13 protein-coding genes are annotated in these 23,671 nt (G+C 34.4%); 10 read left to right on the top strand and 3 right to left on the bottom strand.

Annotated elements, in window-relative coordinates; all coding sequences use genetic code 11:
• Positions 1–10: 10 nt before the first annotated feature.
• The gene (locus tag H600_RS0117835; RefSeq protein WP_026730068.1) at positions 11–886 is read right to left on the bottom strand and encodes a lysophospholipid acyltransferase family protein; all 876 of its coding nucleotides are present in this window, start codon (positions 884–886) and stop codon (positions 11–13) included.
• 111 nt (positions 887–997) lie between these two features.
• Between H600_RS0117835 and H600_RS0117830 the strand changes: the two genes are divergently transcribed.
• The 3 genes from H600_RS0117830 (at position 998) to H600_RS0117820 (ending at position 4,306) form a co-directional block, all read left to right on the top strand.
• Positions 998–1,636 carry a rhomboid family intramembrane serine protease gene (locus H600_RS0117830; RefSeq protein WP_026730067.1) on the top strand — a complete coding sequence of 213 codons (639 nt, stop codon included), beginning with the start codon at positions 998–1,000 and terminating at the stop codon, positions 1,634–1,636.
• A gap of 52 nt (positions 1,637–1,688) precedes the next feature.
• Entirely contained in the window at positions 1,689–2,381 is a 693-nt protein-coding gene (locus tag H600_RS0117825; RefSeq protein WP_026730066.1) for an SIMPL domain-containing protein, read from the top strand.
• Between the two features lie 719 nt (positions 2,382–3,100).
• A complete protein-coding gene (locus tag H600_RS0117820; protein WP_026730065.1) occupies positions 3,101–4,306 on the top strand; it encodes a porin in 1,206 nt (401 codons plus the stop codon).
• 156 nt (positions 4,307–4,462) lie between these two features.
• Here the strand turns inward: H600_RS0117820 and H600_RS22595 are convergent, their stop codons facing one another.
• A complete protein-coding gene (locus H600_RS22595; protein ID WP_026730064.1) occupies positions 4,463–4,948 on the bottom strand; it encodes a hypothetical protein in 486 nt (161 codons plus the stop codon).
• 397 nt (positions 4,949–5,345) lie between these two features.
• Here H600_RS22595 and H600_RS0117810 point away from each other — a divergent pair, with 397 nt between their 5' ends.
• Positions 5,346–8,714 (top strand): SusC/RagA family TonB-linked outer membrane protein, encoded by a 3,369-nt coding sequence (locus H600_RS0117810; RefSeq protein ID WP_026730063.1) that lies wholly within the window; start codon positions 5,346–5,348, stop codon positions 8,712–8,714.
• A 12-nt stretch (positions 8,715–8,726) separates the two neighbouring features.
• On the top strand, positions 8,727–10,730 hold the full coding sequence (locus H600_RS0117805) for a RagB/SusD family nutrient uptake outer membrane protein (RefSeq protein WP_026730062.1): 2,004 nt from the start codon (positions 8,727–8,729) through the stop codon (positions 10,728–10,730).
• Positions 10,731–10,924: 194 nt separating this feature from the next.
• Here the strand turns inward: H600_RS0117805 and H600_RS0117800 are convergent, their stop codons facing one another.
• Positions 10,925–14,995: a hybrid sensor histidine kinase/response regulator transcription factor gene (locus H600_RS0117800; RefSeq protein ID WP_035108744.1), complete on the bottom strand. Its 4,071-nt coding sequence runs from the start codon at positions 14,993–14,995 to the stop codon at positions 10,925–10,927.
• A gap of 766 nt (positions 14,996–15,761) precedes the next feature.
• Between H600_RS0117800 and H600_RS0117790 the strand changes: the two genes are divergently transcribed.
• From H600_RS0117790 to H600_RS0117770, 5 genes are all read left to right on the top strand, one after another.
• The gene (locus H600_RS0117790) at positions 15,762–18,704 is read left to right on the top strand and encodes a SusC/RagA family TonB-linked outer membrane protein (RefSeq protein ID WP_026730059.1); all 2,943 of its coding nucleotides are present in this window, start codon (positions 15,762–15,764) and stop codon (positions 18,702–18,704) included.
• A 10-nt stretch (positions 18,705–18,714) separates the two neighbouring features.
• On the top strand, positions 18,715–20,322 hold the full coding sequence (locus H600_RS0117785; protein ID WP_026730058.1) for a RagB/SusD family nutrient uptake outer membrane protein: 1,608 nt from the start codon (positions 18,715–18,717) through the stop codon (positions 20,320–20,322).
• 27 nt (positions 20,323–20,349) lie between these two features.
• The gene (locus tag H600_RS22590; RefSeq protein ID WP_051234462.1) at positions 20,350–21,417 is read left to right on the top strand and encodes a SusE domain-containing protein; all 1,068 of its coding nucleotides are present in this window, start codon (positions 20,350–20,352) and stop codon (positions 21,415–21,417) included.
• Between the two features lie 102 nt (positions 21,418–21,519).
• Positions 21,520–22,617: a glycoside hydrolase family 53 protein gene (locus H600_RS0117775; RefSeq protein WP_026730057.1), complete on the top strand. Its 1,098-nt coding sequence runs from the start codon at positions 21,520–21,522 to the stop codon at positions 22,615–22,617.
• 4 nt (positions 22,618–22,621) lie between these two features.
• Positions 22,622–23,650, top strand: a complete 1,029-nt coding sequence (locus tag H600_RS0117770) for a glycoside hydrolase family 53 protein (protein ID WP_245176598.1) — start codon at positions 22,622–22,624, stop codon at positions 23,648–23,650.
• The last annotated feature ends 21 nt before the right edge of the window (positions 23,651–23,671 follow it).

The following is a 23,671-nucleotide window of genomic DNA, read 5'->3' as shown; positions in this document are numbered from 1 at the left end:
TTTATGAAATTTAGGACTGAACTCGATGTTTCCATCTTTTGTGTGTCCATAAATAATGTTCTGGTTTTGCAAGAATTTGTTTTTCAACTTCTTTTAAATAAATTTCTGTAATTTCAAAATCTGGATAATCTTTTGGATTATCAGCAATCGGTACAAATGTGGCTTCATAAAACCCTCTTCCCGTTTTCTGGACGTCTGCAAATATGACGCTCAAATTGTATTTTTTTGCTAACATTTCGGCTCCTGTATGCACGGGAACTTCAACTCCCATAAATTTCATTGAATGAAAAATTCGATCCAATTTTGGAGATTGATCACTTGCCAAACCATACATGCTTAAAATTCCGTCGCGTTGGTTTTGTGCCATTGTTGGGATTGCTTTTCTAGTTTCAATCATTTCAGTTTTGTATTTAGAACGAATTTTTCTGACTAATTTATCAAAATACGGATTTGCTAATTTTTTGTAAACAGCAACTCCTTGAAAACCAATTCTTAAGTTGATTGTCATAAGCCATTCATAACTAGCATAATGTGAAGTTACTAGAATTACACTTTTTCCTCTTTTAGCATAATCCAAAACCAAATCGAGATTAGTTACTTTAAACCTTCTTTCCATTTCTTCTGGAGAAATGCTCATGGTTTTAATCATTTCTAAAAACATATCACACATATGACTGTAGAATTTTTTCTCAATAACTTTCCTTTCAGCATCATTTAAATGAGGCAAAGCCAAAGCCAGATTTTCGCGAACTACTTTTCGACGATAACCTATAACATGATAAACCAGAAAGTAAACAAAATCTGAAAACCAGTAAAATAAAGGAAATGGAAGTATAGAAATAAGCCAAAGTAAAGGATAGGCTAAAATATAGACAAGAAATTGCATGTAATTTTTTTTTACAAATATAAAGCAAAAATGAATGCTGCCGATATTTTGGTTTAAGGCGGACTTGTCTGTAAGAATGACTATATTTACCATTCACAATAAATGTTTTTTATGAATGCTATTTTGATTGGAATTATAGTTGCCAATGTTCTTATAAGCTATAAAGGTTTTAACGATTATGCGTTTTTCAGAAAATACGAATTTCATATTGGAAGTATTCGTTCTGGAGAACAAGTAAGAATGCTTTCTTCGGGTTTTTTGCATGTTGATATCATGCATTTAGTTCTTAATATGTATACACTTTGGATTTTTGCTCCCGTCGTGACAGATACGCTTGGCGTTATTTCTTTTGCGATGATTTATTTCGGAAGTTTGATTTTTGGAAATCTGCTTACCATGCTGTTTCATAAAAATGATTATAGTTATCGTGCAGTTGGTGCTTCGGGCGCTGTGACAGGAATTTTGTATTCGGCTATTTTATTGTATCCAGACATGACATTAGGAATATTCTTTGTACTTCCGATGCCGGCATATCTTTTTGGAATTTTATATTTATTGTATTCGATTTACGGTATGAAAGCCAAAAATGATAATATTGGGCATACAGCACACTTTGGAGGTGCTATAGGCGGTTATTTGATTACTTTGATAAAAATGCCGAGCTTATTTTCAGATAATACTTTAATGGTTATTCTTTTGGCAGTCCCTATTATTATACTTTTTGGAATGGCAAAATTGGGAAAATTGTAAGGCTGGCACAACTTTTGAAATGCCCTTATCAATAATTTAAAATATAACAAAAATGAAAAAACTAGTATTATTTTTAACAATCATGTTTATGACTATGTCTTACGGCCAAGAAATCAAACAAATACCTCTTATCAATGTTAGCGGGGAAGGAAAAGTAAAAGTAGCACCAGATCAAGTTTGTATTTCTGCTACGGTTGAAACAAAAGGGAATAATGCTAAGGATGTCAAAAAACAAAACGACGAAAAAATGGATGCTGTTTTAAAATTCATTAAAAAGATGAATATCCCAACAGCTGATTTCAAAACAAAACAAGTTGCCTTGAATCCGCAGTATGATTACGAAAAGAAAAAAACGAGTTATAATGCGACACAAACTGTAGAAATCGTAGTAAAAGATTTATCTAAATATGATGAATTAATGGAAGGTTTAGTGCAGCAAGGTATCAACAGAATTGATAAAGTAACTTTTGAATCGTCTAAAGAAGCCCAATTGCAAATCGAAGCTAGAAAATTAGCAATGAAAGATGCTAAAGCAAAAGCCGAAGATTATGTTTCTGTATTAGGTCAAAAAGTTGGAAAAGCTTTTACAATTACAGATAATTCACAAGTTTACCGTCCACAACCAATGTACGCGGCAATGAGAATGAAAGAATCTGCTGATTCAATGGGCGCCTCAAATGAAACTCTTGCAATTGGAGAAATCGAGATTACAGCTAATGTTACTGTAAGCTTTGTTCTAGACTAAATATCTTAAAATTTAATCCCGAAGCTTCGGGACAAAATCCAAATCCCAATAAAATGGGATTTGGATTTTTTTGTTTGTAAATATGTTTCATTTTATAAAATGAAACATATTTGGGCAATTCAGTTGGCTGAGTTATTTTAATTAAAATTTACACTTACTGCGTGTTTTCATTTATTGCTGTGCTTGTGCTACAAGCTTTATGGTAAAAAATTTTAGCAGTATTTTTATTAAGTTGGTTTTTATTTGTTTTGTATAAATCGCTAATGTTCAGTTTATTATTGTTTTTGTTTGGAAAAAATTAATAAAAAAAATATTATATTTGTTTAAGAATTTTGAACTTAGAGATTAATATTTTAGAATATTTTGAAAAAATAATGTTGCATTTCGGTTAGAAATATTGACTTGCATGTTTTTGAAGTCCCAAATTATAATAGTTAAGCACTAATGAAATAATGTTTAATCAAATCTATAATAATAATGGAAGGAAAAAAGATACTATTATTTTTATTATTCGTTACCCTCACATTTTATAATAAATAGGTTTTAGAGCCAAGCAATGATTATCAATTTGGCAACTCGAAATGTATTGCAGATTTTTAAAATGTTGCAACTATCGACACTTATTTAGGAATAGCATGATATTTCCTGAATACTTCCTGACACAAAACTCTTGTAACAAATAAATACAGCAAAATTTTTATTACTTAAAAATCCTCAGCATGAAAAAATATTATATTTATTTTATAATTGCTTTTTTTCCAATTGCAGCGATTGGACAAGCAAATCCAATGAAGAAGCAAACCAATGAAGGTAATAGCATTAACTTAGATTCTATTACCCCTTTACTTCCAGTTTCTAAACAATCGCTTCTAAAAAATGTCGACGTTATATTTAACAGTAGAATGGCCTACAATAGTTATTTTACAGATGGAAATCACGATATCTCGCATTTTAATGTAGATCAGCTCCGATTTGAGATTAAAGGGAAAATTCATGACAAAGTATATTTCAGATTCCGCAACAGATATACTAGAGAACCAGTACCAGGTAATCTTGATAATATAAGCAGGGCTGTTGATTTGGCTTTTTTAAGAATTGATTTATCGCCACGTACTAATTTTACTTTTGGTAAGTTATGCGCTGATTGGGGTGGATATGAATTCGACTTTAACCCAATTGATATTTTGACTTATAATGACGTAATTGAATATGCGGACAACTTTTTGGTTGGAGCTGGAATTTCGCATACTTTAGAAAACGGTAATCACTCTTTTACTGTTCAAGTTCTGAATTCGAGAACCAAAACTTATCAAGAACAGTATGGAGCATCTGCACCACCTAATATCAATCCTTCTGAATTTCCTTTAGCAGCAGTAGCAAACTGGAGAGGTAAGTTTTTTGGTGGTAAATTTGAAACAACCTACAGTTACAGTTTTTTTAATGAAGCTCAAGGTGCGCACATGAATTATATAGCGCTGGGAAATAAATTTAAGCCAAACGATAAATTAGTTGTTTATTATGATTTTCAATATCGAAATGAAGGCTTAGATCGTTTAGGTATTGTATCAAGTATTATTAGCAGCCAATATCCATATGCAGCACAAAAAGCAATATATCTTGAAAACTGGGTTAGAGCTGAATATTTGGTGACTCCAAAAATAAATTTACTATTAACTGTAATGAATAGTAATCACGGGTGGAAGGATAATCCAGATCCAAATGCTCCTTCAAAATTATCTACCAGTTATGGTTTGATCCCAACTGTACAATACATGCCTTTCAAGGATATGAATTTAAAATTCTACTTGGCTTATACGGCAAGAAAATACAATTATACCAATTATGCAGAGTCGACTTTTGGTGCTCAGGACTATACAACAGGACTTTTGGCATTTGGTTTTATAGCTCCACTAAATGTATTATAATAGCATCAACAAAAGCTATAGTTGCAGGAAGTGACTTGCTGTTATGATTAAATATATTTTTGCGTTTAATTACAGCAATTTAAATGCATGAAAAATAAAACCCTGTAAATATTTTATTTACAGGGTTTATTATTAAAAGGGCCATCACATTGTTTGTCACTGTCTTTTATTTTCAAGTTGTATTGTGAATTTGCCAATAAATGGATCTTCAGCCATTTGCGAATGCCCAATTACTAAAACATAAATGCCTTTTTGTTTGATGTCGATTTTCAACTCTTTTCCAAAAGGCCCATCCATTGTTTTGTCAGGAAAAATGATTTGGTTGAAACGAATATTTTCTCTGGCTATAGACGGAAAAATAGTTGCATTCAATTTGCCAATATGTTCATTTATGAATTTGACATATATTTTTGAATGAATGGAATTAATGTGTCCTTCAGCAGTATAACGATCTTTTTCATTTTTAAAATTCATAAAGATGGTGTCGCCTATTTGTTTGTTTTCTTCTTTTATTTCTTCCCGTTTGTTTTCCATATTTTTCTTCAGATGAATCGAATCTGAATTTGAAATAGCATTCTTATTCTCTTTTTGATGACAGGACAGAATGAGAATGAACAGCATCATTATTAAAAAAAATTTCATAATAGTTTTTTTTTTGAAGATCAAATCAAATTTACGTGCATTTGAAAAAACTTGTGTTACATAAAATGCATTCTGATTTTATATTAATAATTCATAGAATCAATTACGATTAATGATTTGTAAAACAGAATTCAAAAACCAATTTCTAAAATCATAATTATTACTTCTATAATTTTTCTACTCATAATTTTCGAATAATGTCATTTTTTGGTTACAAAACATGTGTAAAATATGGATACTAGACTTTAGTATACCCAAAATCGGATTTTATTGCTCCCTCTCAAAACCATTAATTAGTCAAATTTGTCCCTGTAAAATCATTCTTCCGATTTAAATGTCGTTGCAATGATTTTTTTCAAACTAACTAATTAATTAACCAACAAATTACTAACCAAAAATGACAAATTTTATTAGGATTAAAAAAAGTCCTAGTGGTGTATCTGGATTTAATTTGACAAAGAAAATGATGATACTTTGTGTATTATTTTCTTTATCTCAAGTTCAAAGTTACGCTGTTAGTTCAAAGAGTTCAACTGAGTCTCGTGATGTGGTTCCACAAAAAAGCATTAAAGGACTAGTAACCGATGAAACCGGTATGCCGATGCCGGGAGTATCAGTTTTAGAAAAAGGAAGTAAAAATGCTACTTCAACAGATTTTGATGGAAAATTTACTTTAAAGGTAGATAACGACAATGCAGTAATAGTTGTATCTTATTTAGGCTATGTTACTGCAGAAGTTGCAGTAAAAGGCGAAGCTTCAATTACAGTAAAAATGAAAAAGGCTACCACTTCATTAGAAGAAGTAGTTGTAGTAGGTTATGGTAAAATGAAGAAAAAGGATTTAACGGGAGCAATCGTTCAGGTAACACCTGATAAGCTTGCAAACCAAAATCCACAAACCGTTCAGGATGTCTTAAGAGGTACGCCAGGTGTGCGAGTTGGTTATGATCCTTCAGCAAAAGGAGGCGGAAGCATACAGATTCGTGGGCAAACTTCTGTTTATACCGGAGGAGGCCATAATTCACCGCTTATTATTTTAGACGGAATGCAGTTTTATGGTGAGTTGTCAGAAATTAATCCTGATGATATTCAGCAGCTTGATATTTTAAAAGATGCATCGGCGGCATCTGTATATGGAGCAAAAGCGGCTGCGGGAGTTATTCTTATTTCAACTAAAAAAGGTAAGACGGGCAAACCTATCGTAAGTTTTACTACAAACACAACAATCAGCAACAAAAGTGCTTACCGTGGTGTGTATTCTCCAGAAGGATACTTAAAATATCGTGAGGATTGGGAAACTGCTCAAACTTATGGTGTAAACCCAACAACTAAGCAATATGAAGCTTGGGTTGCGGGAACTGTTGCAAACGGCAAGCCTGGATATTTTTCTAACCCAAATGATTTAGCAAAATGGGGAATTACTGAAGCACAATGGTTAGCTTATCAGCCCGTTTCGCAAACGACGGGGAAAAGCTCTAAGGAAGTGTGGGGAGCACGTTTAGGGTTGAATTTCGATCCTTCATTGATGGCTAATTTCTTGGCAGATAAAACGCATGATTGGAGTGATAGCTCTTTTAGAACAGGAATCAATCATGATAATAATTTGAGTATTTCTGGAGCTGGTGACAGAGTTAATTATTATATGTCTTTTGGTTATTTAACTTCAGAAGGGGCTATTGTTGGAAATGATTATAAAGCAGCTCGTTCTAATATGAAAATCGACGCAAAAATCACTGATTGGCTTGACTTTGGAGCAAATGTTAATTTTCAAGATCGCTCAGACGGAGATATTACTCCTTCTTTAGGTACAAATGCAGGGGATAACAATATGATGAGAACGAGTCCATTTGGAACTTTTATAGACGCAAATGGCAATTATGAAAGACAGCCAATGGGTAAAAACGTTTCGGGACAGAATTATAACTATTACTACGAACGCCAATTTATTGAAAAAGAGACTGGATATACAACATTGAATGCGATCTTCAATACAAAAGTAACTTTGCCTTTTGGGATTACTTATGCATTTAATATTTCTCCTCGTTATCAATTTTTTCATGATCGTTATTTCAGATCTACACAGAATCCGAACTGGCCTGCGGCTACTACAGGAGCCAATAGAAATAATGCCATACGATTTGATTACAACTTGAATAATACCATAACATGGGATTACACATTTGCTGAAAAACACCATATAGTAGCAACTTTTGTTCAGGAAGCAGAAGAGCGTCGCTATTGGTCAGATGGAATGGATGCTTATAATATTCAGCCTTCAGATGCTTTAGGATTTCATCTTGTAAACACTGCAACAATGGCAAACAGTGCAATTAGATCTTATGATTCGCATGAAACAGCAGATGGTTTGATGGGAAGACTTTTCTACTCGTATGACAACCGTTATATGCTTACAGCGACTGTTCGTCGTGATGGATATTCGGCGTTTGGAGCTTCAAATCCTTATGCAGTTTTCCCATCTTTTGGGGTTGCATGGACATTTAAAAATGAAAATTGGTTTAAATGGGATGCGATGAGCACAGGTAAATTGCGTATGTCTTGGGGTAAAAACGGAAATAGATCACTTGCAGATCCTTACATTTCTTTGGCTAACTTAGTAAATACTGGAACAATGGGGTACCTAGATCCTTCAGGAAAAGCGCTTGAACTAAAGTATTTAGCTCTTGATCGTATGGCAAATCCAAATTTGGAATGGGAAAAAACAACATCGACAAATATTGGTCTTGACTTAGGTTTCTTGCATGATCGTATTATCGCTACAGTAGATTTTTATAAAGCGTCTACTCATGATATGATTATGAGCCAATCTTTGCCTGGTTTTACTGGTTTTTCATCAATTGCAACTAATCTTGGAGAAGTTCAAAATAGAGGTTTTGAATTGAGCTTGAGTACTGTTAATATGAAAAAACCAAACTTTGAATGGCGTACAACATTAGGAGTGTCTTATAATGAAAATAAAATCGTTTCATTATATGGCAATATGGTAGATATTAAAGATGCCAGCGGTAATGTTATCGGGAAAAAAGAGGGCGACGATTCAGCTAATGGATGGTTTATTGGAAGACCTATTTCTCAAATTTGGGATTATAAAATAACTGGAATTTGGCAAAAAGAGGAGTGGAAAGAAGCTCAAAGATACGGTCAGCGTCCTGGAGATCCAAAAGTTCAAAACAGCTATACAGCAGATGATATAGACGCGGTAGATGCTGATGGTGTGGCATACAAAAAAGCAGTCTATAATGAGAAAGATAAACAGTTTTTAGGAAATTCAAATCCTCCAGTACAATGGTCGATGCGTAATGATTTTAAGATTTACAAAAATTGGGATTTAGGCATTAGTATGTATTCTAATTTGGGTGGAAAATCTCTTAGTTCAATTTATATGAATACTTTCAACGATGCCAGCTTGTATAAATTCAACTTCAATCCATATGTAAATCCATATTGGACACTTGACAATCCAACAAATCAATGGGCACGTCTTGATGCTAAAGGACCAGCTGGAACTCCAGTTGCGCCAGGTAGATTGTATGACCGCAGTTTTGTTCGTCTAGACAACATTTCGTTAGCCTATACACTTCCTAGAGATCTTTTAGATCGCGTGCATATCAAAAACATAAAAATTTACGCTTCGGTTCAGAACGTAGCAACATGGGCTGCTTCTAAAGAATGGAAATATTTTGGAGATCCGGAAACAGGAGGATTGGCTACAAGACAATTTAATTTAGGTTTTAATTTCCAACTTTAAAAATTATTTAAAATGAAAAGATATATAAAAAATAAAATTTTAAGACTAGCGCCTATCGTAGTATTAGCTGCGTTGTCTAGTTCTTGTTCGAAAGATTTTCTCGAATCAGACCCGCTTTCGTTTTATGAGCCAGAAACTACATTTTCTACAGAAGCTGGTTTGCAGGCAACTTTAGCATTATGTGATAAACAGTTGCGTAATAATTATATTCACTATGGCTTTTCAGGTGTCAGCGTGCCAATTGGTACCGAATATCTTTTTTCAGATATGGCACAATACGGAAAAACAGATACGGGTAGCAATATTGCCGATTATGCTGCGACTATCGTTCCTACTGGAGATTTTAGAAGAGATCCAAGTGGTGAATCACTTTATCTTGGATTCCTTTGGACAGAAGCTTATACAGGAATCAAAAATGCCAATACGGTATTGACATATATTGGGAATGTAAAAAGCTTGTCCGAGGATGTAAAAAACAAATATATCGGTCAGGCTTATTTCCATAGAGCTTATCGTTATCTTAATTTGGTTTATCAATTTGGAAATATTCCGTTGATTACTAAAATTCTGGAAGTTCCAAAACAAAGTTATTATTCTACTAAAAAAGAAGCCATCATCGAAATGATTACAGCTGATATGGAGAAAGCTGTACAATGGGTTCCTGAACAATCAAAAATTGGTTATGTAGGTATGGTAAGCAAAGGGGCATGCCGTCAGTTATTGATAAAATGTTATTTGGCATCTGGAAGATTTGCTGATGCTGAGGCGCAAGCTAATCTTTTGATTAATGGATCAGGTTACTCTTTAGTACAAGGTAATTTAGGAATTTTTGATCCAGGAGGAAATCCTACTGCATGGCCTATTACAAGAAACGTAATTTGGGATTTGCACAGACCGGAAAATAAAGTAATTTCTTCTAATACAGAAGCGATATTGGTTGCGCCAAACGGAGGAGCACAATCTTTCTTAGCCTTTGCCTCAATGAGAATTTTTGGACCTAACTGGAATGACGCGAATTTGATTACTCCTGATGGAAAAACAGCAGCACCACGTTTTCCATTAACTGATAAAACAAATTATAATGCAAAATATGATTACCAAAGAGCAATAGGACGCGGTATTGGTACGATCAGTGGTTCTTATTATTCACAGCATCCTATGTGGGTTGTAAACGGTGTTGAGGACAAACAAGATCTTAGACATAACAGTACTGTTGGTAACTGGGTGAATATGGAAGATCTTAAATATGCACCTGGAGCTGGAGGTAGCGCAACATGGGCTGGACAAAACTTTAGAATGAAGGATGCAACAGGAAAACTTTTAGCACAAGATTCTATTCGTGATTGGTTTGATTTTCCACATTATAAAATCTATTATCATGATGTTGTAGCCGAAGCCAATCCAGCAGCAAATGATTTTCAAGGAGCTACAGCAGGAGCAAGCGCACATATGTATATCTATCGTTTAGCTGAAACCTATTTATTACGTGCAGAAGCTCGTTTTTATCAAGGTAATGCAACTGGAGCTGCTCAGGATGTGAATGTAGTAAGAGCAAGAGCCAAAGCGACACAAATGTATGCTACCGTAACTATTGGAGATATTTGTGCAGAGAGAGGAAGAGAACTTTATATGGAAGAATGGAGAAATGTGGAGTTGAAACGTATTTCGCACTGTTTGGCAATGAGTGGAAAGCCAGATGAATGGGGCAATACATACAACAAGGCAACTTGGGATAAACAGTCTGGAAAAGATGCAAGTGGAGGAAGTTACTGGTGGCAACGTATTGTTCATTACACACTTTACAACAAATATCCAAATGGTATCGCTCTTAAGCCTGGTGTAAAGTTTTATACTATGGACAAACGTAATAATTACTGGCCAATTCCATACAGACTTGCTATCGAGCCTAACATTAAAGGTCAGCTAAGCCAGAACTATGGTTATGATGGCTACAATGAAGCTGTTAAAGTTTGGGATAAATGGCAGGATGCTGTTGATGATGAAAGTAAAATCTAAAAATATTTTATTTGTTTCATATTCAGATCAATAGCTGTAGGAAAATAGAGCCTCTAATGGTTTAAGTTAATAAGCTGTTGCATATTATATTAAAACTCCATAACAAGCAGAAGTCGATTTCTGCTGTTATGGAGTTTTTTTTATGGAAGATACTTCGCTTAAGTATTTTGGTTGTTTTGTTTTTTTAAAGAGTATTATGTGATATCTTTTTTCTGAATGACATTTAATTCTTTATTAAAAGAGTTTCTATATTTTTTGATGTATTCAGAAGGTTTCATTCCGAATAATTTCACGAATTGTTGACGGAAATAACGTTGATCTTCAATACCTACCTGAGGGCCAACTTGAGCAATATTTATGTTTTCAGTCAGCATAATAACAGCGGCTCTTCGAATTCTTATCGATCGGATAAAAACATTTACGGTTTCTCCTGAAATAGCTTTGATTTTTTTATAAAGACTAGAGTGGCTCATCCCCATAGCAGCAGAGAAACTCTTTAAATTAAACTCGCTGTTTTCAAGATTAGCTTCGACAATCTCAATGCATTTATCAAGAAACTCTTTGTATTCCAAAGGTACTTTGTTGAGGTTTTCGCGAAGCGTAATGCTGTCTAGGAAATACTTGCGCAATTGTCCTCTGTTTCGAAGAACTGAATCAACTCTTGCCAAAAGGATGTCGCTGTCAAAAGGTTTTGTAACATAATCATCGGCTCCTTCAATAATACTTTGCAAATGAATGTCGTTGCTGGTTGTGGCAGTGAGCAATATTACCGTAATATGGCTCAAATCATCATTTTGCTTTATTTTTTTACATAAATCCAAACCGTTCATGCCCTCCATAGCAATATCGCTTAATATAAGATCGGGCATGTGTTTTTCTGCTAATTTTAATCCGTCAAGACCATTAAATGCAGAATAAACAATATAATTTTTAGAAAAAAGCTGTACGAGGTAACGATTCATTTCAGGATTGTCTTCCACAATCAGCAATACTCTTTTGATGCTGATTAATTCTTCCTGAAGATTTTCCAGCTGTAGTGGTTGCATAGTTTTTTCCTCTATGCTTGAATGATCAGCAGGCATTCCTTCAAGAAGCTCTCCCACAATTGGCGACATATGGGATTGATTTTCGGTGATATTCATTTCTTTAAAATGACTCTTTCCTTTTGGAAGTGTAATAGTGAAAGAAGTACCTTTTCCAACTTCACTCTCACATTTTAATTCACCGTGATGTTTGTTCACAAAATATTTAGCAATATAAAGGCCTATTCCAAAACCGTTGCTGGCATTAGATTGAATTTGTTTGAATTTTTCAAAAATAGTATCAATATCATTTTCATTGATTCCTCGCCCTGTATCCGATATAGTGATCGAGACATCATTATTATTTTCAATGATTTGAATACTTATATTTCCTCCATTAGGCGTAAATTTAAACGCATTGGAAATTAAATTGAAAAGCGTTATTTCTATTTTTTCATAATCGCCGTATATTTCTGTCGCTGTTTGTTCTTCAATAAATTGATAGTCTAAACCTTTTGAAGCTGCCATTTGTAGAAAGCTTTCGTAGATTTCTCGACAAAGCTGATTTAAATTTATCTTCGAAATTTTGAGTTCATCAAGATCTGTTTCTGCTTTTCTAAACAATAATAATTGATCGGTCAGGCTCAATAATCGTTTTGCACTTTTATAAGCGAGATTTAGATCAAGATCATCTTCAGAACGGGTTTTTCTTTCAATGGCACTTTTAAGCGGATTTATAATTAAAGATAAAGGTGTACGTAATTCATGCGCCATATACGTGAACATCGAAAACTGCTTTTCGGCATGTTCCTTGTCTTTTGTATGTTCCATACGGGTCAGTTTTATTTCATAACGAAGCCTTTCTTTGTTTTTATGATAATTAATATAGGTATAAATCGCCCCAATAACACCAATTAAGTAAAAGGTATAAGCCCACCATGATCTATACCAAGGCGGAAGAATTTTTACCCTTGCCAGTGTTATTTCATTAGTCCAATTCCCAAAAACATCGGTTGTTTTTACTTTAAAAATGTATGTTCCTTCTGTTAATCGAGAATAGTTGGCTTTGTTTTCTTTTGAGGTATAATTCCAGTTTTTATCCCAACCTTCTAGAAAATATGCGGTGTTGATTTTTTCAGAATTGACAAAATCCAGATAAACAAAATCAAAACTCAATGCCGATTTATCATAAGGTAATTCGACAACGCTTATCATGTCCGATTTTTTTTCTGTCACATAAGGACTGTTCAGTTTTAAAGACTGATTGTTTACGAGCAAATCATTTAATAAAAATTTGCCTGTATTTTTTTTGTCTTTAATATGATCAGGATGAAAAACATTAAATCCGTTGATACCTCCAAAAATAAATTCTCCTGTAGAAAGTTTAGTACCCGAATTCCAGCTAAATTGACTGCCCTGAAGTCCGTCAGCAACCCCAAAGTTTCTAAAAGTGTTGTTTTTTGGATTAAATCTAGCGATTCCGTCATAGGTACTCATCCATAAATTTCCTTCTTTGTCTTCTAAAAGACGAAGTATAGTATTACTCGGAAGTCCGTTTTGAGTAGTGTATTTTTTAAAAGTGTTTGTTTTTCTATTAAATAAAAGCAGACCGCCTTCAACCGTACCAATCCAAAGATTTTTGTTTTGATCTTCGGTAATGCATCTGATGGTATAATCTGAATGATAGTTTTTTACCTTTTTTGTTTTTGTATCGATTTCAAAAAAAGAATTAAAAGTACCGCCCCAGATTTTTCCGTCTGCGGTTTCATACAAGCAAGTAACATCGCGTAAAGAGTTGTTGTAGCAAATAAACTTGTTTTGTTTTTTATCAAATTGATAAAGCGCTCCCGAATTAGTTACGGCAAGCCACAACGTTTTTTTTGAATCAATAAAAAGCAACCACGATTCTTGTTCTGCTTTTTTTGTGAATTGATTGTAAATCGAAAAATTCTGAATGGATTTTGTTTTTGGATCGATTCGGCAAACGCCGCCTTTCCACATCGCCACCCAAATGGCATTATCAGAATCTCTAACAATGCTTGTGACAAAATTGCTTTGAATTTTTCTTCCAGGACCTGCTGATGTTGAGTAGATCTCGTAGGTGTTTTGTTTTCTATTCCAGTAACGCATTCCGGCACCATCTGTACCTATCCAGATATTATGTTTTTCATCTTCACAAAAAGATTGAATAAAGTTTGCAGCAGGATCCTCATCTTCTTTATTAGTTAAAGGGTTTTTGCTTTTAAAATGGTTAAAGTAAAGCGGTTTTTTCCCAATCATACTCACGCCTCCACGCAGTGTTCCAAACCACATTTCGCCATTTTTGCTTTCGAAAATGTCATAAAGCGATTTGCTTTTTAGCAATGCAACAGGACCGTTTGCTTTATATGGATTAGGATTGGCGTTTTCTTTTGTTAGCGTGAAAAGTCCGGCACCATCAGTAGCAATCCAAAGTCTGTTTTCCTGCTGGAAAAAATCACGAACTACCGTTTTTTCCCGAAAGTAATTTTTAGAATAGCTATTCAGGTTATGATCGTACAAATAAGCGCCCTCATCTGATCCAATCCAAAGTCCTTGATTGGTCAATTTAATACAATTGGCACCTGTAATCGTATCGTTTAAAAGTGTTAATTTTTTTGAGTTGATATCGTATTGGCAAAGCCCTTTTCCGGTTATAAAAACATAGAAAATCTGTTTTTTAGCATTATAAGCTATTGATCTTGCAATATAATTTAACTTTCCATTAAAAGGTATTGCTTCTCCAATTTGCTCGCCTTCTTTATAAAGGATGATTGCCTTTTTTGTAGCGACAAGAATTATATGTAGATTATGTATGGCGATTATCTCGTATGCAGTAACATTTAAAGGTTTCGTTTTTTTATCAGTTCCTAAATATTGCAATGGAGTGAAAGCGGAACGTTCTGCATTAAAAACAACAGGACCTGCCGTTGTTCCTATCCATAAATTGTTCTTATAGTCTCCTTCAATACAGCTTATCGCATTTCCCTGAATCGAATTCGGGTCTGTGTGGGCATGACGATAGATTTTGAAATCATTTCCGTCGTATCTGTTTAGCCCATCAAAAGTTCCAAACCACATGTAGCCATTTTGATCTTGATAAATGGTCGCAACTGAATTATTAGAAAGTCCAGATTCAATATCAAGATGTCTAATAGGATAATTCTGTCCAAATGCATTTATAGAAAGAAAACAAATAATAAGAAACGACTTTAGCTTAATCATAGATTTTATTTAAGAAAGCACATGGCTCTTTAATATAAGAAAATGGAAAAGAAGATGATCTGAAAGGTTGATCAATGTATATAGAGATAGATATGAAACCGGTGTGAGTGCGAAAATAATAATTTATTGCAAGCTGTAAAAATAACATTTGTTTTTAGGGCAATAAATAGAAGTTCTTGTGGCTATTTTTTTCGTCTTATTAAAATATAAGAATTTTCACGTTTTTTATATTTCTGAGTTTTTGCGCGTTCCAATCCAATTATCCAACCGAAAATAGTTGTTGGATATATCATTTTTTTATGGGTTGATTTTTTGCATTGTCATTTTTTTTGATGTAAAAAATTGACAAATATGTTTTTAAGAAGTGTTGTTTGTACGCTTTTACGAAATTATCCCTGTTTATAAATGAATTTTTCCCTGTATTAAAAACATGTTGTAAGCTTAATTTGCAATGTGATTTACAAGCTACAACGTTTGAATAAAGCTTCTTCATTTTTTGTTCAATAAAATCACTCCAAAAAACTAACTAAATTATTCTAACCAAAAAAAACAATTTACAGATGACCAACAATCCATTCGAAACCGACTAAAGGAAACTTCTTCTCATTCTAAAAAAATAGAATTAGCTTTTTTAAGCGGCTTATCATTCTAAGAGACTATTTCTATGATAAAAAACAGGACTTGTTTTTTAGTAACATCAGCTGTGCTCATTTTAAACCAACTTAATAACAAACACTAACTTAAATCAAAACCAATTAAAAAAAGTATGAAAAGAATTAAAAACAAATTTTTGCTTTTATTACTCTTGCTTCCTTTTTGTGTTTTTGCTCAGAACACAATAACAGGTGTTGTCTTGGAGAAGGGAACGCAACAGCCCATACCAGGAGTAAACATAAAGGTAATGGGGGCTAATATTAGCACGACTACTGATTTCGATGGGAAATTTCAGTTAGCTGGAGTAAAAACAGCTAACCAAATTACGTTTTCCTATACTGGTTATGTCAATCAAACTATTGCGGTTGGCACACAAAAAAACATAACAATACTTTTAGAAGAAGATAATAATCAACTTAAAGAAGTTGTAGTTCAAGTAGGTTACGGAAGCGTTAAAAAGAAAGATGCTACTGGATCTGTAACAGCACTTTCTACAAAAGACTTTAACAAAGGAAATAACGTAACAACAGAAAGCTTGTTTAGCGGCAGAGTTGCAGGTTTGACCGTAAACTCAACGGGTGCTCCGGGTTCTAGCTCACAAATTAGGATTCGTGGTGGAAGTTCGCTTTTTGCAAGCAATGATCCTCTTATTGTAATCGACGGTTTGCCGCTTGATAATGCTACCAATACAGGTTCTTCTTCATTTTTAGCATCATTGAATCCTGCAACGGTAGAGTCTATAACGGTCTTAAAAGATGCATCAGCTTCAGCAATTTATGGTTCTCGAGCTTCAAATGGTGTAATTATAATTACGACCAAAAAAGGAAGCAAAACATTATCAGTAGATTATAACGTGCAGTATGCTGCAGGAACGTTGACTAAAACAGTTGATGTTTTAAGCGCAGATGAATTTAGAAGTGTTATTGCTGACCGAAGAAGCGATGACTTGAACAAACTTGGAACTGCAAATACGGACTGGCAGAAAGCTATTTATAGAAACACAGGAACAATTGATCAAAGTTTAGCAATTAGAGGAAATTTATTCAATATCATTCCGACAAGTTTGACGCTTGGAAATACTGACCAACAAGGTTTGCGATTAACGAATAATTTCAAAAGAAATACAGTTGGTTTAGTAATGAATCCAGTTTTCTTTGATAAGCATTTAAAATTAAGGCTTTCGGCAAATTATACAGACGAAATAAATCGTTTTACAGATGCTGTTGAAGGTGCAGCAATAGGATTTGATCCAACACAACCAATAAAAGTGGAAGGCGCACCTTATGGAGGTTATTTTGAATATACTACAGGCGTAGATGCGAATGGAAATTATCCGTTAGTTGCAACTGCGGCCAGAAACCCTGTTTCGCAATTGTTAAATACAAACGATAGAGGAACGAATGACCGAATTTTTGGAAACTTCGAAATGGACTATAAATTTCATTTTTTACCAGAATTAAGAGCGGTTGTAAATGTTGGTTTTGATGAATCAAATGGAGAAAGAAGAAGATTGGTTGGTGCTGATGCGGGTTCGGCTCCATCAAACAACAACATTCCGTATGGTACAAATGAATATACAGAGGCTACCAGAAAGAATAAGTTATTAGATGGTTATTTGGTTTATAACAAAACATTTAATGCATTGAATTTTGAAATGACAGGTGGTTATTCGTATCAAAAATTTCAAAGTTCAAGATTTGAAACTGGAAACATCTTAAATCCAGATTTGCCTTCGACATTTCCTGAAACGACTTTAGATACAGATGTTGTTTTGCTAGGATTTTTTGCTAGAACAAATTTGAATTATAGAGACAAATATTTATTGACGCTTTCTTACAGAAGAGATGGCTCATCAAGATTTGAAGAAGCAAATCGTTGGGGTAATTTCCCTTCTGTAGCCTTTGCTTGGAAAGTGAAAGAAGATTTCTTTAAAGATAGCACGACATTATCTGATTTGAAATTGAGATTGAGTTATGGAATTACAGGACAGCAAGATATTCCTGAGCCAAACGGATATTTGCAAAAATATCAAGTTGGTGGAGGAAATTCGGAGTACTACTTCGGAAGCAGTCCAGTTCCGGTTGCGCTTCCGTCAAAAAGAACAAACGACTTGAAATGGGAAGAGACTACTTCTTATAATGCTGGTGTTGATTTTGGTTTTTTTGACAATCGTTTATCTGCTGGTCTTGATGTTTATTACAAAGAATCAAAAGATTTATTGGTAAATGCAGCAATATCAGATGGAAGTAACTTTTCTAACCGTGTGTACCAAAACGTAGGAAGCTTTACCACAAAAGGTATCGAATTTACGATTAATGCTAATGCGATTAAAACAGAAGATTTTAACTGGAATATTAATTTCAATATGGCAAAATTCGAAAGAAGAATCAAAAATCTGGTTAACGGAACAGACATCTTCTTAGGAGACAATATAGCCGGAACTGGAACTCCAGGACAAATTTTTAGAGAAGGTTATACGCCTTATTCTTTCTACGTATATAAACAATTATACAACAATGAAGGAAAACCAATTGAAGGTGCTTTTGCAGATTTAAATGGCGACAATATCAAAAATGATTCTGATAAATACATTTACAACAATCCAGATCCGGATTTTACTTTAGGATTTGCTTCTAATATGAATTACAAAAAGTTTGACTTTTCATTCAACTTAAGAGCAAGTATTGGTAACCGAATTTTCAACGCTGTAGATGCAAGTAGAGCACAATATGATGCTATGGAAAATGGTGGGGTTTTAAGTAATGTACCATCTCAAATATTTGAAACTAATTTCAACACTACTTCAAATGTGTTGTTATCGGATTTATATATAGAGAACGCTTCATTTTTGAAGTTAGACAATATTACATTAGGATATACCTTAGAAAATTGGCTAAACAGCAAAGCGTCGTTGAGAGTATCAACAGGAATGCAAAACGTTTTTGTATTAACAAAATACAGCGGTTTGGATCCTGAGATTACAAACAACGGTGTAGACAAAACAATTTATCCAAGACAGCGATCAATTTTATTTGGTATCAATCTTAAATTTTAATAGCGAAATCATGAAAAAATATATAGTAACAACACTAGTTGCATTGGCTGTGGTTTTTCAGTCATGTACGGATGATTTAAATGTAGTATCGCAAGATGATGACGTTCTTTCTTCGGATGTATTATTTGCGACACCAGATGGATACAAAAAAGCTTTCGCAGGTGTATACGGAAATTTAACATTAACTGGAGTATGGGGGCCTGATAGTTCTTCGCTTGAAGGTGTAGATGCCGGAACCAGCCAGTTTACAAGATGTTTACTCTACATGCAGGAATTGACTACAGACGAATTGGTTTGGAGTTATGAAAATGATGGAGGAACTGCAGAATTACAACGCAATATTTGGACTCCAGCAAATCCTGTTATTTTAGGAATGTTCAGTAGAACAATGGTCTCTGTGGCTTATGCAAACGAGTTTTTGCGTCAAAGTACACCAGAAAAATTAAGTTCAAGAGGTATTACAAATGCAACAACTTTAGCAGAAATAGCACTTTATCGTCAAGAAGTTCGTGTTTTAAGGGCATATGCTTATTACAACATGATGGATTTATTTGGAAAAGCACCAATGTATACCGAAAATGATCCTGTGAATTTTGCTGGACCAGAGGCTAACAGAAAGCAATTGTTTGATTTTATTGAAACAGAAATAAAAGCAGTTTTGCCAGATTTAAAACCATCAAGAACAAATGAATACGGAAGATTAGACCAATCTATGGCACGTATGATTTTGGCTAAAATATATTTGAATGCTCAAGTTTATATTCAGGCAAATCGTTATAATGACTGTATTGCAATGTGTAATGCTATTATTGATGGTGGCTACACATTAAAGCCCAAATATCTTGACAATTTTAAAGCGGATAATAATACTTCTCAAGAAATCATTTTCGGAATCCAATCAGATGGCGCAGTTTCTCAAAACTGGGGAGCAACTACTGTTTTAACAAACGGACAAATTGGTGCTTGGGAAAATAATGGTGCCGATTTTGGAATTGGCGGTTGGACAGGAGCACTTCGAATCAGAAAAGAATTAGCTCAAAAATTTGATGGAGCAAAATTCAGCCAAGATACTAGAAACACAATAGGAAAAGGTGTTCAGGGTGATCCTGCAAAACAAAGATCGATTGATATTGATGATATTGGTGTAAAAACGCAAGGTTACATTATGTCTAAATTTTCGAATAAAACTTCTACTGGAGTGAATGGAGTAAGTTCTACTTATGCAGATACTGATTTCCCATTATTCAGATTGGCCGATGTATACTTGATGTACGCTGAAGCTACTTTAAGAGGCGGAAACGGATCAACAACTCAGGCATTAAATTATGTAAATGCTTTAAGGCAAAGAGCAAACAGTAATTCGACTGTTGGAAACATTACTTTAAGTGAGTTGACGCTTGATTTCCTTATTGACGAAAGAGCACGTGAATTGCATTGGGAGGCACACAGAAGACAAGATTTAATTCGTTTTGGAAAATATACCGGAGGCTCTTACAATTGGGCATGGAAAGGAAATTCTTCAAAAGGAATCGCTATTCCATCGCACATGAGTGTTTTTCCTATTCCAGAAGGATCATTGGGAGCAAATAGAAATTTAACTCAAAATGCAGGTTACTAATTTTTTTAAACTTAAACGATACACAAAATGAAACTTATATATAAAATTTTTATTGCAGTAGTAGTATTGACAGGATTGTGGTCTTGTGAAAACGAAGAGAATTTAATGATTTTAGAACCTCAGGAAGCGGCTTTTGCTCTTATAACTCCAGAAAATGGTTCATCTACAATTTTGAATAAAGATACGCCAAACAATATCGCCATGACTTTTACATGGGAAAAGGTAAGTTACGGAGCGCCAACTATTGTAACGTACACTTTGCAATTTGCAGCAAGCAATACCGAATTTGCTGCTCCAATCGATATCACGACTTCTACGACTACACATGCAACTATAACAGTGGCAGAATTAAATGCAAAAGCACTGGAACTTGGACTTAATGCTGATGTGGAAGGTACAATTGATGTGAGAATTAAATCAACTGTTGGTACAACACTTTCAGAGCCAAAATTATCTACACCAATTACTATTGCTTTGACTCCTTACAGAGGTGAATTCCCTAAAATTGATTTGTTCTTGGTAGGACCAGGTACTGCTGCAGGATGGAGTGTAACTAGCAACAATATGCCAATTTACAGAGACACAAAAGAAAACGCAAAACATTATTATACTGGATTTTTTAATAAAGATGGTTTTAAATTAATCGAGCAAATTGGTTTCTGGGCTCCAGCTTACGGAACAAACGGTTCGAAAGTACAGTACAGAGCAACAGAAAGCGATACTGATCCGGGTGTATTCCCAACAGCTGCTTCAGGTTATTATAGTTTTGAAGTTAATCTTGAAGAGTTAACATACAAAATTACGCCTTACACAGGACCAATGACCACGTATGCGACAATTGGTTTGACGGGATCTGTTTTAACAGGTGATGATGCTGGATGGAATACTGAGGTTCCTTTAGTGAAATCGGCTTTTGATAGTCATATCTGGAAAGTTACTCAAACGTTGAAAGCTGGAAAAATGAAATTCAAAGCAAACAACAGTTGGGATGTAAACTGGGGTGATAACGGCGGCGACATAATTGTTGAGGCTGGAAAATATGAAATCTGGTTCAATGACTTAGATGGCCGTTATATGTTTATACCAACACCATAATTGAGTTAAAAAAATAAAAGAAGCCTCGATAAGCTTATTTTGAGGCTTCTTTTTTACATTTTAAAAACTTACTTTTAATTTTTTACTTTACGACTCTCATCAATGAAAAAATATATAAAAATTTTAGGTTTACTTGCAATAACTGCTATTCAGTTTTCGTGCTCGAGTAATGATGCTTCAGACTCAGAAGCAGTTAATCCACCTGATGCAACAGATACTTTTATTAGAGCATCAGATGTGTCTTTTCTTCCTCAAATGGAAGATTTGGGAACTAAATTTTACAACAACGGAAAAGTAGAACCAATGCTTACCACACTAAAAAATGCAGGTTGTAACACAGTTCGTATTCGTTTATGGAAAAAACCTGTAAATGGGCGCTCAGGTTTTGAGGAGGTGAAGCAATTGGCTCAAAAAGCAAGACAAGCTGGTTTAAGAGTTTGGCTTACCGTTCATTATTCTGATGATTGGGCTGATCCAGGAGTGCAAACTACTCCAGAAGAATGGAAAAATTTATCATTCGTCGATTTAAAAACAGCTGTTACTAATTATACATCTTCAATTATTGCAGAAATCAATCCAGACATTATTCAAATTGGAAATGAAATCAACAGCGGTTTATTGTGGCCACAAGGAAATTTAATGGATAATGAACAACAATGTATTGCTATATTAAGTGCTGCAAGCACAGTGATTCGCAGCAAAGCGCCAAACACAAAAATAATGATCCATTATGCAGGCGTAAATGGTGGCGCTACAGATTGGTTTTTTAACAAAATGAAAAGTGTGGATTACGATTATATTGGGTTATCATATTATCCTATTTGGCATGGTAAAGATTTAACGGTGATAAAAACGACGATTGATGCTTTAGGAAAGAAATTCAGCAAGAAAGTTTTGATTGCTGAAACAGCTTATCCTTTTACTTTAGCGCACAACGATCAAACAAATAATATTATGGGAACTAGCGATCAGTTAGTGCCAGGTTACCCTGCAACTCCAACCGGCCAAAGAACTTTTGTGATGGATATTAAAAATATTGTGAAGTCATCAGAATTTGGACAAGGATTTGCGTATTGGGGTGGAGAATGGGTTGCTTTTAAAGGACAGCAATCGACAACAGGTTCTACATTCGAAAATCAAGCTTTGTATAGTTTTGACAACAATGCCTTATCTGTAATGCAAGCTTTCAGTAAAGAATAAAAATATGAAAAAATCACTTAAAATTGTATCATCATTGATGATTGCTGGTGTTTTGCTTACTTCTTGTAAGTCTAAAATGGCAGTTGACAAAGGTTCCTTTTCAAAAGGAGCAGATGTGGGTTGGCTGCCACAAATGGAAGCAACCGGTTATAAATTTTATGATGCAGATGGTTCTCAAAAGGATTGCCTGCAATTATTAAAAGATCGTGGTATCAACACAATTAGGTTGCGTGTTTGGGTAAATCCAAATGATGACAAAGCCAGCGGACACTGCAGTCCAGAAGAAACGGTTGTGATGGCGGTTCGTGCGCAAAAAATGGGAATGCGTATTATGATTGATTTTCATTACAGTGATTCTTGGGCAGATCCAGGAAAACAAAACAAGCCTGCTGCATGGGCGAAACATTCTTTCCCTGAATTGTTGACAGATGTTTACCAACATACCTATGATGTCTTGAAACTGTTGAAGAAAGCTGGAGTAACTCCAGAATGGGTTCAGGTTGGAAACGAAATTCCGGGTGGTATGCTTTGGCCAGAAGGAAGTACGGACAATTTTGGTCAGTTGGCGCAATTGCTTAATAAAGGATATGAGGCAACAAAAGCAATCGATTCAAAAATTAAAGTTATTGTCCATTTGGACGAAGGAAATAAAAGTGAAAAATTCAGATGGTTTTTTGATAAAGCAACTGAGAATAAGGTGAAATATGATGTAATAGGTTTGTCTTATTATCCATATTGGCTCAAAACCGATTATAAAAGCACTATTCTAGATCTAGAAAACAATATGAAAGACATTACTTCGCGTTATAATAAAGAAGTAATGGTTGTTGAAGTGGGAGGCGATTATACATTGGTAGAAAACACCAAAGAAATGCTTGAAGCGACGATAAAAGCAGTAAAAAACGTTCCAAACAACAAAGGTTTGGGCGTAATTTATTGGGAGCCAGAAGGTGAAAAAAGCTGGAGCGGTTATCAATTAAACGCATGGCTTCCTGACGGAAAACCTTCACCGGCTTTGGATGCTTTTAAATAATAAATATTAAATTTACCATTA

This window comes from Flavobacterium denitrificans DSM 15936 (assembly GCF_000425445.1).
Taxonomy (GTDB): Bacteria; Bacteroidota; Bacteroidia; order Flavobacteriales; family Flavobacteriaceae; genus Flavobacterium; species Flavobacterium denitrificans.
This window is presented reverse-complemented; position numbering and strand designations above follow the sequence as displayed.